Below are 14,034 nucleotides of genomic sequence, written 5' to 3' on the forward strand. Positions count from 1 at the left end.
CGCGCCGCGAGACGCGCCGAATCGCGAATGCTCATCGACGGGCAACTCGTGTCATCGGCCTCCGGTGCACAGTTCGACAACCTGAGCCCGGCCACCGGCCGAGTGCTGGGAACCACGGCCGCCGCCGAAACCGAGGACATGGATCGCGCGATCGCGACCGCCCGCCGCGCCTTCGACGACACCGACTGGGCCACCAATCGACACCTGCGCGCGCGGTGCCTCGATCAGCTGCAGTCCGCGATCGAAGCCGAGCAGGAAGATCTGCGCGAGGAGCTGATCGCCGAGGTCGGCTGTCCGGTGATGACGACGCAGTCCGCACAACTTGATTGGCCGTTGGCGGACGGCCTGCGTTATCCAGCGCGGCTGATGCTCGACTTCCCATGGGAGCGCACGCTCGACGGCGGTGGGCTGTTCGGTGAGCGCAATGTGCGCACCGTGGTCAAGGAACCGGTCGGCGTCGTCGCCGCGATCACCCCGTCGAACTTCCCGATCGAGGTGATCCTCAACAAGCTGGGACCCGCGCTCGCGACGGGAAACACCGTCGTGCTCAAGCCCGACCCGAACACGCCGTGGAACGCCACCCGGCTTGGCCGGCTCATCGCCGAACACACCGACATCCCGCCCGGCGTCGTCAACGTGGTGCCCACCCCGTCCAACGACGTGGCCGGGCTGCTCGGCACAGACCCGCGCGTCGACATGATCTCGTTCACCGGCTCGACCGGCGTCGGCAAGCTGCTCATGCGTCAGGGTGCCGACACGATGAAGCGGATGTTCCTGGAACTCGGCGGTAAATCGGTGTCGATCGTGCTCGACGACGCCCCGCCCGCGGCGATCGTCGGCTCTGCGGTGGGGGTGTGCGTACACGCGGGTCAGGCATGCGCGGCCACCAGCGCATGCTGGTGCACCGGTCGCGCTACGACGAGGCCGTCGCCACCATCACCGCCGCCTATCAGGTTGTGCCGGTTGGCGATCCGGTCAGCCCGGAAACCCTGGTGGGGCCGGTGATCAGCGCGGCACAGAAGGCGCGGGTCCTCGACGCGATCGAACAGGCCCGCGCCGACGGCGCCGAAATCGCCGCGGGCGGTGGGCCTGTCGCGAATCTCCCCGACCATCTGGCCGGCGGCCACTACGTCGCGCCGACGGTGATCGTCGGCGTAGACAACGACGCGGCGATCGCCCAGCAGGAGGTGTTCGGCCCGGTGCTGGTGGTGCTGCCGTTTGAAGACGACGACGAGGCGGTGCGGATCGCCAACGACAGCGCATACGGATTGGCGGGCGCCGTTTCTTCGCGCTCACTGGAGCGGGGGATGGCGATCGCCCGTCGAATCCGCACCGGTTCGTTCGGCGTCAACGGCGGCATGTTCTACGGGGCGGATGCCCCGTTCGGCGGCTTCAAGAGCAGCGGTGTCGGAAGGCAATGCGGCGTAGAAGGTTTCGAGCAATACCTCGAGACGAAGACCGTGGCCTACCGCGTGCCGAAGAACAGCGCTACGCCGCCGCGATGATCGATTCGGCGTGATCGAGAATGCTGTCGAGGATGTAGCCGAAGTCGATGTCGTCGGCGAACCCGATGTAGCGGCCGCCGTCGTCACGCTGGGCGGGGAAGCCCTCGGTGCGCTCCTGGAGTCGCTCCAGAACCACCGAACCCCGGATGTGCACCGAGATCGCGCCGTACGTCTCGGCGGCCTGGTCGACCGTGAGCCCCGCTTCGACCAGCGCGCCGATCGGCTGCCCCAGTTTCTGCAGCGCACCGTGCATCGCGCGGTGTCCGATCTGCCCGCGGATCAGCACCAGGTCGCAGAGGATCGGGTCCGCGCGGAACCGCTTCCGCATGGTCAAGGCGTGATCGCGCAACGATTCTCGCCAATTCGAGGCGGAGATGGTGGGCACCGTGAACTCGAACCGCTCCAGCGCCCGGTCGGTCATCGCGTCGAGAAGATCGTCCTTGCGGCGGAAGTACCAGTAGATGCTGGTGACCCCGACGCCGAGATGTCTGGCGAGTTGCGGCATGCTCAGGTTGTCGATCGACACATCTTGTGCGACTTCCAGTGCGCCCTCGAGGATCTCCTCGGCACTGATCGAGCCGCGGTCACGGCGCTGGCGGGCACGGCCGCTCGCGGCTCTGGCCACCGATCAGCCGACCGGATCGAACGTCACGGGGAGCGCGGTGGGTGAGCGGAAGGGCTGGCCCGCGATGTGGGGATTGTCGTCGGTGACGAGTTCGATGTTGGTCAGCCGGTCCAGCAGGCATTCCACCGCCACCCGGGTCTCCATGCGTGCCAGGTGCAGACCCATGCAGGTGTGCTCACCCGCGGCGAAGGAGATGTGCGGGATCCGCTTGCGGAAGATGTCGAACTCCTCGGAGCGTTCCCAACGCTTTTCGTCGCGGTTGGCCGATCCGATGCATACGTCGATCACCGAGCCCTTGGGCAGCGTGACGCCTTCGAGTTCCGTCTCCTCGGTCGCGTAACGCTGCACGGTGGTCAACGGCGTCTCGAACCGGAGGCCTTCTTCGATGGCCGGCGAGATGAGTTCGCGGTCGGCCTGCACCGCGGCGAACTGCTCGGGGTGGGTGAGCAGAAGATACAGCAGGTTTCCCGACGACCGGTAGGTGGTTTCCAGGCCGGCGGGCAGCAGCAGTCGCAGGAACGAGTAGATAGACTCGTCGCTGAGTTTCTCACCGTCGATCTCGGCGGTGACGAGATCGCCGATGATGTCCTCGGTCGGTTTGGACCTGCGCTTGTCGATCTGCGCCAGAAAGTAGTCCTTCAACGCGGCGGACGCCTCGAATGCGCGCTTGTACCGGACGTGATAGCTGATCAATTCGACGGCACGTTTGCGGAACCACGGCAGGTCTTCCTCGGGCAGGCCCAGCAGCTTGGAGATGACGCGGGTTGGAAATTCGAACGTGAAATCGCGTACCAGGTCGGCGTGCCCGTCGTCGATGAACTCGTCGATCAGCGCGGTGACCACCGGTCGGACGACCTCGGGTTCCCAGCGCGCCAACGACTTCGACTTGAACGCCGAGGACACCAGGTTGCGGTGGTCCCAGTGCTTCTTGCCCTCCATCGCCAGAATGGTCGGTCCGATGAACAGGCCGATGGTGTTGTCGTAGATATGTGAGTTGAAGACCTTGCCGTCACGAAAGACCCGGTTGACGGCGTCGAAAGAGACTGCGGCATAGAGGTTTTCCGGCATCGCCTCCGGCGCCTGGGACCAGTCCATGACGCTGCCGCGAAACACGCCACGGGTTTCCCGCCGATTCTGCGCGAACAGGGGATAGGGGTCGCGGAGCAGGTCGAAGGTCTCGTCGACCGCGACATCCTGTACGGGGCTATCCACGGCTGATCTCCCTCGTCTGGTCCGGGCAGGTAACGAGCATGGGTACTGTAAAGCTTACAGTATAGGACTACGTGACGATAGGTGTCGGGCGTTAGAGCTGAACGGTGTGTGCGAAATAGCACTCCTGCTGTGATCCGGGCGGCGAAGTCATGGCCAGAAGTGCTGCTTCGCGGTTGAAGCGGCTTCGGCTCAGGCGTTCGCGCTGATCGCCTGCTCGCGGGCCCACCGGTAGTCGGCCTTGCCCGCCGGGCTGCGTTCGATCGTCGGACGGAACACCACAGCCTTCGGAAGCTTGTAACGCGCGATCGAGTTCGCAGCGTGGTCGATGAGTTCCTGGGCCTCGGCACTGGCGCCGTCGACGAGGGCCACCACCGCGACCACCTCCTGACCCCACCGTTCGCTGGGTCGGCCGGTGACCACGACATCCGCCACCGCCGGATGCGACAACAGCGCGGTCTCGACTTCCTCGACGAAGATTTTCTCGCCGCCGGAGTTGACGGTCACCGAATCGCGTCCCAACAGTTCGATGGAGCCGTCGGCCTGATGGCGGGCGCGGTCGCCCGGAATCGAGTAGCGCACACCGTCGATCACCGGGAAGGTCTTGGCGGTCTTGTCCGCATCGCCCTTGTAGCCCAGCGGCACATAGCCCCGCTGCGCGAGCCAGCCGATGCCGTCGTGACCGGGTTCGAGGATCGCGCTGAAATCCTCTGAGGCAACGAAGGTGTCGGGTCCGGCATTGAACTTGCCGGTCGACACCGCACCGGGCGCGGACATGTGGTTCATCTGAATGCCGGTTTCCGACGATCCCACACCGTCCATGACGATGAGCCCGGGTTTGACGTCGATCAGGCGCTGCTTGGCCGTGGGGGTGAGCAGCGCCCCGCCGTTGGCCACCACGGCGAGCGAGGACAGGTCGGCCGAACTGCGCTCGATCGCATCGGCGAGCGGGCGTGCCACCGCGTCGCCGACCACCTGAACCACGAGCGCCTTCTCCCGCTCGATGGTCCGCACCACCTCGTCGGCGTCGAGGCTGCCTGGATTCGCCATGAACACGATCGTCTGTCCCGTCGTCATCGCGGTCATCGCGGCCCACTGGGCGGCGCCGTGCATGAGCGGCGGCAGCGTGAGGATCTTGGTCCCGGGTCCCTCCGTCACGCGTTTGGCGATGTCGTCGAGGGAGGTGATGAGTTCACCGGTGGCCATGTTGCGGCCGCCGAACGAGGTCATGAAGATGTCGTGCTGACGCCACAGGACACCCTTCGGCATGCCCGTCGTGCCGCCGGTGTAGAGCACGTAGAGGTCGTCGGGAGAGGGTTCGATGGGCGGCAGTACCGCGGTGCCCGATCCGACGATCGACTCGTAGTCGACTGCGCCGTCGAGCAGTTCGTTGCCGGAGTCGTCGGCGATCTGGATCAGCACCCGCAGGTCGGGCAGATCCGCACGCACCTCCGCGACCCGTGGCGCGAACGCCGCGTGGTACAGCAGCGCGCTGGCACCGGAATCGTTGAGCAGGTACTGCAATTCGTTCTTGACGTAGCGGTAGTTGACGTTGAACGGTGCGACCCGGGCCCGCCACGAGCCGAGCATGCCTTCGATGTATTCGGGGCCGTTGTAGGCGTAGAGGCCCAGCAGGTCCTGGCCCACCTCATGGCCGGCGAGCTCGGTGCGTTCAACGTGGCAGCCGAGCCCGCGGCTGTGCAGGAACGCCGCCAGACGATTGGCGCGCTCGACCACCTGGGCGTAGGTGTAGCGACGATCGCCTTGGACGATGAACTCGCGGTCGCCGATCACGGCGGCGACGGTGTCGGCGGCGGCCGGGACGGTGAACTGTGTGGTCACAGACATCGCGCCTTTCAAAGCTGGTGGGCAAGCAGTTTGATCATCAGACCGTTGGCCTCGGATAGTACGTTGCCGTCCCCGTCGGTCATCGCCGCCCTCACGAACAACTTGCGCCCGTCGACCGAGTCGATCCACGCCCGCGCCTCGAGCGGTACGTCGATGGGCGTCACCCGGCGGTAGTCCACGTGCAGGTAGGCGGTGCGGCTGTCGGGCCGGCCGGCGGCCGACACCACCATGCCGAAGTGCCAGTCGTAGAACAGCGGGATCACCCCGCCGTGCACTGCATCGTTTCCGCCGACGTGGAAGCGGCTGAAGTGCCCTCGCATGAGGACCTCGTCGGATCCGGACTCGGCGACCTGCCACGGTGGCATCAGCGGGTGGCCGTTGCCGGGCAGATTGGGCGTCCGGCCGGCAGGTGCGACGCCCGCGGGAGCCTGGTGTTCCTCGAGGCGTTCGCACATGTCCTCGAGCAGTGCGGCCGAGTCGTTCCAGAGCGCGGCGTCGGGATCGGCGGAGACCGTGATGTTCTGCAGCCGGCGCAGCGCCGCGATGAAGCGACCCATCCCAGGTGTCCCGAGAGCCGGTTTGACCCTGGCGAATTCGCGGATGTCGTCCTCGGTGTCGGTCACTGCGCGGCTACTTCCATGTGTCGATCAGTTCGGCGTCCGGTCGGACCACCGCGCCCTGGCATTCCTGCGTGACGATCGCGGTGTGGCCGGGCGCCGCGATCTCGGCGAGGTCGTGTTTCACGCCGACGCCGGGGTGGCGGGAATGTCGTAAAACTGCGTTGCCCACTTTCGAAGCGCCATATACGGTTTCGCGTCCGTGCGGGACAGGGCGGGGTTCTCGATGTACTCCTGGTAGCGCCAGATGTTCAGGTCGTCCCAGACGGTTCCCATGAACTGGCGCTCGACCTTGCGGCGCACCTCCTCGGGCGGGACGTCGGAGCTGTCACCTGGCAGTCGGGGCCACCAGATCGAATAGAACATGTCCGAGTAGCCGTCCTCGACCGGGGTGCAGGCGAAGATCAGCCGGTGGTTCGACGAGCCCTCGAAGGCGCTGATCGCGAACCCGAGGCCGGACAGGTGGCTGTGGATGTAGAGCGCCATCTTGTCCGGGTCGTCGCTGGAGGCGTCGGGCCAGCCGGTCAGGAACCGCCACTCCTCGTCGACGACCTCCCAGTTGAGGCACTTCGGGGTGACGGTCGCGTGATGCACGTAGTGAAAGTGCGCGCTGTCGGGCCCGTTCTCCGCGACGATCTGCGGATGCACCGGCTCGCGTACCGCGCGGCTCGAAAATTCCGGGTACGGGCGGTAATAGGCGTCTTCGTCGGTCGGGAACTGCGGGAACTTGAGGAAGAGGTCCGGCAGCTCCCACCGCGGCGGCTCGCCCTCGGGGTGATGGTAGGCGAACACGCAACCGTACTGCTCGCGCACCGGAAAGACGCGTAGACGCAGCGCCTTGTTGGGCCGGTCGGGCTGGTAGGGGATGTAGCGGTTGGTGCCGTCGGGTCCCCACCGCCAACCGTGGAAGGGGCATTCGACGCAGTCGCCGACGACCTTGCCGCCGTGGCCGATGTGCGCGCCCAGGTGCCGGCAGTGCGCCGAGAGCACGTGCAAGGCGCCGGCCTCGTCGCGATAGGCCACCAGATCCTCGCCGAAGTACCGCAGCGGTCGTGTCTCGCCCGCGGGGAATTCGGCGGACCAGCCGATCATGAACCAACCGGTGACCTTCCAGGTGAACGGTACTTTCATGCCGCACAGCCTCCCACGTCCGCGAACTAATGGAAGAGCTTACAGTAGTGTTTTCAGGGAACGTGATACATCAGGGCTCGGAGGGGCGTTTCCGGAAACCGACCAGCCGTCCGGCGCAATACTGTAATAGTTACAGTATCTCCACTTCTGGACGTGAGGGCTTACCGTGACGACATCCGACACCACCCGCTTCGACGCGATCGTCGTCGGGGCCGGGTTCTCCGGTCTGTACGCGCTGCATCGACTCCGCGAGCAGGGGCTGCGCACCGTCGTGCTCGAGAAGGCCGAGAACGTCGGCGGCACATGGCTGTTCAATCGGTATCCCGGCGCGCGCTGTGACATCGAGAGCATCGAGTACTCCTACAGCTTCTCCGAGGAGATCCAGCAGGAGTGGGTATGGACCGAGACGATGCCTCGCCAGCCCGAGATCGAGGCGTACCTGAATTTCGTCGCCGACCGACTCGATCTCCGTCGCGACATCCGGTTCCATACCGAGGTCACCGCGATGACGTTCGACGAGGCCGCCTCCGAGTGGGAGGTGCAGACGGCAGACGGGGAGGTGTTCGTGGCACCGTTCGTCGTCGCGGCGACGGGGATCCTCTCGGTCCCGAAGGAACCGGAGATACCCGGTATGGGCGCCTTCGAGGGGCTCTCGCTGTTCACCAGTCGCTGGCCGAAGCAGGATGCCGACCTGACCGGCAAGCGGGTGGGCGTGATCGGAACCGGTTCCACCGGTGTGCAACTGATCCCGGTCGTGGCTCAACAGGCCGGCCACCTCACCGTGTTCCAGCGATCGCCGGCCTACACGCTGCCGTGGGAGGTCCGCCCGTTCGACGACGGCGAACTCGACGAGCTCAAGGCCAATTACGCCGAGATCCGCGCGGCGCAACGAGAACACGCGGTGGGTGCGGCCCGGCTGAGCGCGTTCTCGGTGATGTTCGAAATGATGACCAAACCGCCGCTGAAGTCCGCATCGCGCGAGGAACAACTGCGCGCCGTCGAGGAGGGCGGCATCATCGGTGCGCTCAGCTGGGGCGACGTGTTCTTCGACATCGAGGCCAACCAGATGGCGGCCAAACTCTACGGCGAGGCGGTGGCGCGCATCGTCAAGAATCCAGAGACCGCAGCGGCGCTGACCCCGACGCACCCGTTCGGGTGTAAACGCCCAATCATCGACCAGGGCTATTACGAGACGTTCAACCGCGACAACGTCACACTCGTGGACCTGCGCAAGGAACCGATCGTGGAGGTCACCGCGACCGGAATCCGCACCGAACAGGGCGATCACGATCTCGACGTCATCGTCTACGCCACCGGCTTCGACGCGATGACCGGGGCGATGACGCGAATCGCGGTGACCGGGCGCGACGGGATGTCACTCGGAGACTTCTGGACGAACGAGGGGCCATACGCCTACCTCGGCATCGCGGTGGCGGGCTTCCCGAACCTGTTCATCATCCAGGCTCCCGGAAGTCCAGCTCCCGCAAGCAATTTCGTCACCGCCCTCGAACAGCACGTCGACTGGATCGGCGAGTGCATCGGCTACCTGAGAGCCAACGGGTACCGAAGTATCGAAGCGTTGCCCGAGGCCCAACGCGAGTGGATCGACCACGCGACATCGCTCGTGGCGCCGACGGTGCTCGTCCATCCGTCGTGCAACTCCTGGTACAACGGCGGCAACGTGCCCGGCAAGAAGCGGATGTACATGGGCTACACCGGGGGCATTCCGGAGTATCGGCGTCGCTGTGACGAGGTCGCCGATGCCGGCTACACCGGGTTCAAGCTGGCATGAGAACGGCCGAGCGCGCGTACCGTATCGGTCGGGACTTCGCGGGCGTGGTGCCGCGGGCGCACGCCGCCGTCGCCGGACACGACGACTGGAAGACGTTGTCCCGCGGGGGTGCCCGGCAACTCGGCGAGGTCGTGCTCGACGAACTCGCCCTGACGGGGATGACGCTGACCGCGCCCCCGCCCAGACTGGAGCGCACGCTCGAGTCGTGTACCGGCGCGGCCGACGAGCTGGCCGAATTGGGCCTGGCCGGCGTGCACGTCGCACCGGACGAGTTGCGGCCGAGGGCGATCCGACGACGAAGACTCGGCCGCTCCAGATACGAGCAAGTGACCTTCGAGCATGATCCCCACCTTCCCTCGTCGCTGCAGGGATTCGGCGGCCCGGCCACCGCGGTGGTGCATCTGTGCCGAAGCGGCGATGAGCCGAGACCGTGGCTGGTGTGGGTGCACGGAGCCGGCCAGGGATTGCCGATCGACCTGGTGTTCTCGCGGGCCAGACGACTGCAGGAACGGCTCGGGTACAACATCGCGCTGCCGGTGCAGCCTGGTTGCGGGGTACGGCGCAACCGGTGGCCGGCCTATCCGAACATGGATCCGCTGAACAATCTGGCGGGAATGATCCGGGTGGTGTCCGAGGTGCGGGCGGTGCTTCGGTGGTTGCGGCCGCAGGCGAGCGCGATTGCGGTGTCCGGGGTTTCGATGGGCAGCCCGGTCGCGGGTCTGGTTTCGCACCTCGAAGAGGTGGATGCGGTCGCGGTGTACACCCCGATCTTCGGGCTCAACGCGATGATCGCCGCGCACTTGGGACGGTGGGGGCCCTCTGTGCGCGACACGATCGACCTGTTGCGGTCAGAACCCATCGAGCGCGTGATGTCGGTCGTGGACTATCAGGCCGTCGAGCCCACGGCGTCGGCCGAGCGCCGGCTGATCGTCGGTGCGTGGCACGACCAGATGGCGCGACGGGAACCGGCACAGCGACTGCACGAGCGGTGGGGCGGCGAACTGTACTGGCATCGGGGCAGCCACGTCGGCCACCTGTTCGCGGGCGGCGTGCAGCGTGCGTCGGAACGATTTCTCAGGACGGTCAGCGAGGAAGGTGCGCGATGACGACGAGTACGGCCGCGGTGCCGGGAGGCATCGGCGAGGTGGACGCCGGTTGGCTGACCGAGGCGCTTCGCTCCGACGCTGGGCTCGACGGCGCGACAGTCGATGATGTCCGCGCCGAGCAGATCGCGATGGACAGCGGCTTCTCGTCGCTGCTGTACCGACTGCACCTGACGGGCACCGGGGTGCCGTCCACGCTGATCGCGAAGCTTCCCGCCGTGTCGGAGGCTCGCGGCGCGATGGAGCTGCTGGGCGGTTACCGACGTGAGTTGTCCTTCTACCGTGACGTGGCCGGGCGCGCGCCGATGGACACGCCGCGGGTGTACACCGCCCGGATGGGTGACGACGGCGTCGATTTCGTGCTGTTGCTCGAGGACCTCTCGTCGTGGGACAACGCCGATCACCTCGCGGGGCTGACGATGGACCGCGCCCGCACCTGTATCGGGCAACTGGCCGGTTTGCACTCGTGGCCGGGCGAATCCGCGGTGCTGGAGCGGTTTCCGAGTATCGATACTGATATTGCGCGGGACCTGCTGCTGCCGGCGTTCGGTCCAGGGTGGGAGATCTACCGCAGGCACACCACAGCGAATGTGCCGCCGGCAATGGCCGCGTTCGCGGAGCGTTTCGCCGAACGCGCGATCGTGGCGCTGTCCGTCCTTGCCGAACGGGAGATGCTGCTGCACGGTGATATTCGCGCCGACAACCTGTTCTTCTCCGGCGAACGGATGAAGGTGGTGGATTTCCAGTTCACCGCGCGGGGCGCGGGTGCGGCCGACGTGGCATACCTTGTCACCCAGGGGCTGCCGACCGCTGTCCGGGAGGGTCACGACGAGGCGCTCCTGCGTGAGTACCTCGACCACGTCGCCGGGCACGGGACTTCGTACACATTCGACGCGGCGTGGCGACACTATCGTCTTGCGGCGGTCTATCTGATGGTGTTGCCGGTCATCACGCTCAACGGTTGGGACACGTTGCCGGAACGGTCCCGTCGCTTGTGCCTGACGCTCACCGATCGTGCGGTGGCCGCCATCGATGCGATCGACGCCCTGGAGGAGTTCCGATGAGCCGGACCGCCCGTGAGGTGGTGGAACTGTACAACCTGGTGGTGTGGAACCAGCGCGACTTCGCACTCGCCGAGGAACTTCTGGGCGACACCGTGGTTCGCCACGAGGTGGGCGAGGCGACGACTCTCACCCACGCGGAGGCCGTCCAGCGCGTCAAGGACCGGTGGGCGATGTTCGACGCATTGCGCTTCGACCTGCCGGTCGTTGTCGCTGACGACGACGGTGAGCACGTCGCGATCGTGTACCAGATGACGGGGAGGCTAGCGGGTGGCGGCGAGATGCCGATCGGCAGTATGGAAGTCTTCCGGGTGGTCGACGGCAGGATCGTCGAAGTGTGGAACTGCGGCTACAAGCAAGGAGTCTGGGCGTGACCGAACAAGTGCTCGACGAACTGGGCTACTACCTGTTGGCCGGTGCCGGGGGTGAAGGCCCGGCCGCGCTGATGGACGAGGCCCGGCGCGGCGAGGAGCTCGGGTTCGGCACCGCGTTCATCTCCGAACGGTGGAACCTCAAGGAGGCGTCGTCGCTTGTCGGCGCGGCGTGCGCGGTCACGTCGCGCATGCAAATCGCCACGGCGGCAACGAATCACAACACGCGTCACCCGCTGATCACCGGATCGTGGGCGACGACGATGCACCGGCTCTCGGGCGGGCGCTTCACGCTGGGCATCGGGCGCGGGGTCGCGGCGATGTACGCGGCGTTCGGCATCCCGTCGGTGACGACCGCGCAGATGGAGGATTTCGCCAACGTCATGCGCCGGTTGTGGCAGGGCGAGGTGATCTTCAATCACGACGGACCGATCGGCAAGTACCAGGTGCTGTTCCTCGATCCGGACTTCCGCGAAGACATCCGGCTGGCGATCGTGGCATTCGGCCCGCAGACACTGGCGCTCGGAGGCCGGGCGTTCGACGACGTCGTCCTGCACACCTACTTCACCCCCGAGACCTTGCAGCGCGCGGTGAAGACGGTCAAGGACGCCGCCGAGCAGGCGGGCCGCGATCCGGCTGACGTGCGGGTGTGGTCGTGCTTCGCCACGGTGGGCGACCATCTGCCCGAGGAGTTGCGACTGAAGAAGACCGTTGCCCGGCTGGCCACCTATCTGCAGGGGTACGGTGATCTCCTGGTCAACACCAACGGCTGGGATCCGGCTGTGCTGCAACGTTTCCGCGACGACAAGGTCGTCCAGTCGATTCCGGGCGGTATCGACCACAAGGCGTCGGCCGAGCAGATCGAGCACATCGCGACGTTGATACCCGACGAATGGTTGGAACCGTCCGCCACCGGGTCGGCCCAGCAGTGCGTCGAGCGCATCCGCAAGGAGTTCGACTACGGCGCCGACGCGCTGATCATGCACGGCGCGACGCCCGACGAACTCGAACCGGTCGTCGCGGCCTACCGCGCGTCGGCGTGAGCTGACCCCATCTACGCGAGCGGCGTGAGTTGGCCCCATCTCGGCGAGCGTGCGTGTTTGCACACGACGCGCCGCGGAAAGTGCGCAGTATGCGCACGGTCGTCGCGCCCGAAAGTGCGTGTAGTGCTGACTATTCGCCGCGTGTCGTGTGCAAACACGCACGCTCGCGCAAACCCCCGAGGTCAGGGCGTGATGACCGTGCGGGAGACCGGCTCGGCGGCGGCCTGGCGACTGTAGAGCCCCCGCTGCAGCGCCCACAGCAGCGCGTTGCGGGTCTCCTCGGGATGGATCAGGTCGTCGAAACCCAAGTGGCCGGCCGACCGGAACGACGCCTCGACCTCCATCCGCCGAAGCCGCGCCTCGACATCCTCGGCGGCGTGTGACGCCTTGCTGAGGGCGGCCGCGCTCATCGCACCCATCGTCGCGCCGGGATACGCGAACGTCGCGCTCTGGTTGTCAAATCCCAACAGCGACATCACCATCGAGCCGAACCCGTACGCCTTGCGCAGCGTGACATGCAGCTTGATCGTCGTCGCGGCGGTCTGCGCGGCGAACATCCGCGCACCGCTGCGCAGCACGCCGGCCTTCTCCGACCGGCTGCCGGGCAGCATGCCCGGGTTGTCGGCGAGGTAGACGATCGGCAGGTGGAACGAGTCGGCGACCGTGATGAAGTGCGCCGCCTTGTCCGCGGCGTCGGCGTCGATCGAACCGGCGATCACCTGCGGCTGATTGGCCACCACCGCGACCGGATGACCGCCGAGATGGGCCAGCGCACAGATGATCGCGGGCCCGAACTTCGGCTGCACCTCGAACCAGTCTGGCCGATCGAAGACGACGTCGAGCACGCGCCGCATGTCGTAGACGCGCCGGTTACCGCGGGGGACCAGCTCGAGCAGCTCCGGGGTGCTTCGCGGTGCGGCCGCCTTGTCGGCGGCAAGCGACTCCGGATACGACCACGCGCTGGACGGGAAGTACGACAGGTAGCGACGGATGTCGTCGAGCACGGCTTCGTCGTCCTCGGCGAGATTGTGGATCACGCCGCTGGTGAGCGCCACCGTCGGTCCGCCGAGGTCTTCTTTCGAAATGTCCTCGCCCGTCGACTCTTTCACCACGGGGGGCCCCGCGGTGAAGATGGCGCCTTGGCGGCTCATGATTGTCCAGTCGCACACCGGCGCCACCAGCGCACCGTGGCCGGCCGACGGCCCGAGCAGACCGGCGACCATCGGCACCTTGCCCGAACACCGCGCCTGGGCGAGAAGATCGGTCGGCGTGCGCCCGTAGTGCTCACCGCTGGGGCGAAAGCCCGCGCCCTCCAGGAGCATCACCAGCGGCACCTTGTCGCGCAAGGCCAATTCCGCCAACCGGTAACGCTTGGCGTTGCCGCCCGGGCCGATGCTGCCCGCCAGCGTGGTGAAATCCTCGGCCCCCACCATCACCGGCCTGCCGTCGAGATAGCCGGAGCCGGCGACGATGCCGTCGGCGGCGATGTCACCGCCCACCAACGTGCCGAACTCGCGGAACGTGCCCTTGTCGAGCAGATGGTCGATGCGTGCGCGGGCGTCGAGCTTTCCCTTGCGGTGGTGCTTGGCGAGCCGCTCGGCGCCACCCATGTCGTATGCGGTCTGGCGCCGACGCGACAGCTCGTCGAGTGTGGCGTGCCAATCCTCGGCCTTGGTCATCACAACTCCTGTCCATGGATAGGCGATCGTCGCACCGGCATGCCCTCGTT

Annotated in this window: 11 protein-coding genes and 2 pseudogenes; 6 read left to right on the forward strand and 7 right to left on the reverse strand. The window is 66.6% G+C overall.

Features of this window, described 5'->3' with window-relative positions:
- Positions 1 to 27 precede the first annotated feature (27 nt).
- Positions 28 to 1,505: pseudogene (locus AU193_RS08570) on the forward strand (aldehyde dehydrogenase family protein).
- Here the strand turns inward: AU193_RS08570 and AU193_RS08575 are convergent.
- From AU193_RS08575 to AU193_RS08595, 6 genes and pseudogenes are all read right to left on the reverse strand, one after another.
- Positions 1,489 to 2,130, reverse strand: coding sequence for a TetR family transcriptional regulator (locus AU193_RS08575; protein ID WP_064421946.1), 642 nt, complete (start codon positions 2,128 to 2,130; stop codon positions 1,489 to 1,491). The pseudogene AU193_RS08570 and the gene AU193_RS08575 overlap by 17 nt on opposite strands.
- 3 nt (positions 2,131 to 2,133) lie before the next feature.
- Positions 2,134 to 3,342 (reverse strand): cytochrome P450, encoded by a 1,209-nt coding sequence (locus AU193_RS08580; RefSeq protein WP_064421947.1) that lies wholly within the window; start codon positions 3,340 to 3,342, stop codon positions 2,134 to 2,136.
- 189 nt (positions 3,343 to 3,531) lie between these two features.
- The gene (locus AU193_RS08585; RefSeq protein WP_064421948.1) at positions 3,532 to 5,187 is read right to left on the reverse strand and encodes an acyl-CoA synthetase; all 1,656 of its coding nucleotides are present in this window, start codon (positions 5,185 to 5,187) and stop codon (positions 3,532 to 3,534) included.
- Positions 5,188 to 5,195: 8 nt separating this feature from the next.
- Positions 5,196 to 5,810: a PaaI family thioesterase gene (locus tag AU193_RS08590; protein ID WP_064421949.1), complete on the reverse strand. Its 615-nt coding sequence runs from the start codon at positions 5,808 to 5,810 to the stop codon at positions 5,196 to 5,198.
- A gap of 25 nt (positions 5,811 to 5,835) precedes the next feature.
- Positions 5,836 to 5,931, reverse strand: a pseudogene (locus AU193_RS23090) (cysteine hydrolase); the annotation flags it as partial.
- Positions 5,928 to 6,935, reverse strand: a complete 1,008-nt coding sequence (locus tag AU193_RS08595; RefSeq protein ID WP_064421950.1) for an aromatic ring-hydroxylating dioxygenase subunit alpha — start codon at positions 6,933 to 6,935, stop codon at positions 5,928 to 5,930. The pseudogene AU193_RS23090 and the gene AU193_RS08595, both read right to left, overlap by 4 nt.
- 166 nt (positions 6,936 to 7,101) lie before the next feature.
- Between AU193_RS08595 and AU193_RS08600 the strand changes: the two genes are divergently transcribed.
- From AU193_RS08600 to AU193_RS08620, 5 genes are read left to right on the forward strand one after another with little or no spacing between them, the layout of a single operon-like run.
- Positions 7,102 to 8,727 carry an NAD(P)/FAD-dependent oxidoreductase gene (locus AU193_RS08600; RefSeq protein WP_064421951.1) on the forward strand — a complete coding sequence of 542 codons (1,626 nt, stop codon included), beginning with the start codon at positions 7,102 to 7,104 and terminating at the stop codon, positions 8,725 to 8,727.
- Positions 8,724 to 9,833 carry a hypothetical protein gene (locus AU193_RS08605; protein WP_064421952.1) on the forward strand — a complete coding sequence of 370 codons (1,110 nt, stop codon included), beginning with the start codon at positions 8,724 to 8,726 and terminating at the stop codon, positions 9,831 to 9,833. Before AU193_RS08600 ends, AU193_RS08605 begins: the two co-directional genes overlap by 4 nt.
- A complete protein-coding gene (locus AU193_RS08610; protein WP_064421953.1) occupies positions 9,830 to 10,894 on the forward strand; it encodes a phosphotransferase in 1,065 nt (354 codons plus the stop codon). The genes AU193_RS08605 and AU193_RS08610 overlap by 4 nt, the downstream gene beginning before the upstream one ends.
- Entirely contained in the window at positions 10,891 to 11,265 is a 375-nt protein-coding gene (locus AU193_RS08615) for a nuclear transport factor 2 family protein (protein ID WP_064421954.1), read from the forward strand. The genes AU193_RS08610 and AU193_RS08615 overlap by 4 nt, the downstream gene beginning before the upstream one ends.
- The gene (locus tag AU193_RS08620) at positions 11,262 to 12,305 is read left to right on the forward strand and encodes a TIGR03857 family LLM class F420-dependent oxidoreductase (protein WP_064421955.1); all 1,044 of its coding nucleotides are present in this window, start codon (positions 11,262 to 11,264) and stop codon (positions 12,303 to 12,305) included. Before AU193_RS08615 ends, AU193_RS08620 begins: the two co-directional genes overlap by 4 nt.
- Before the next feature lie 182 nt (positions 12,306 to 12,487).
- Here AU193_RS08620 and AU193_RS08625 read toward each other — a convergent pair whose 3' ends face one another.
- Positions 12,488 to 13,984: an acyl-CoA carboxylase subunit beta gene (locus AU193_RS08625; RefSeq protein ID WP_064421956.1), complete on the reverse strand. Its 1,497-nt coding sequence runs from the start codon at positions 13,982 to 13,984 to the stop codon at positions 12,488 to 12,490.
- Positions 13,985 to 14,034: the final 50 nt, after the last annotated feature.

The organism is Mycobacterium sp. GA-1285, assembly GCF_001499905.1.
Lineage (GTDB): Bacteria > Actinomycetota > Actinomycetes > Mycobacteriales > Mycobacteriaceae > Mycobacterium.

Bases quoted from the DNA above. Each gene is read 5' to 3' on its own strand.
- AU193_RS08625 (WP_064421956.1), bottom strand. From the start codon at position 13,984: ATGACCAAGGCCGAGGATTGGCACGCCACACTCGACGAGCTGTCGCGT.
- AU193_RS08615 (WP_064421954.1), top strand. From the start codon at position 10,891: ATGAGCCGGACCGCCCGTGAGGTGGTGGAACTGTACAACCTGGTGGTG.
- AU193_RS08610 (WP_064421953.1), top strand. From the start codon at position 9,830: ATGACGACGAGTACGGCCGCGGTGCCGGGAGGCATCGGCGAGGTGGAC.
- AU193_RS08585 (WP_064421948.1), bottom strand. From the start codon at position 5,187: ATGTCTGTGACCACACAGTTCACCGTCCCGGCCGCCGCCGACACCGTC.
- AU193_RS08595 (WP_064421950.1), bottom strand. From the start codon at position 6,935: ATGAAAGTACCGTTCACCTGGAAGGTCACCGGTTGGTTCATGATCGGC.
- AU193_RS08605 (WP_064421952.1), top strand. From the start codon at position 8,724: ATGAGAACGGCCGAGCGCGCGTACCGTATCGGTCGGGACTTCGCGGGC.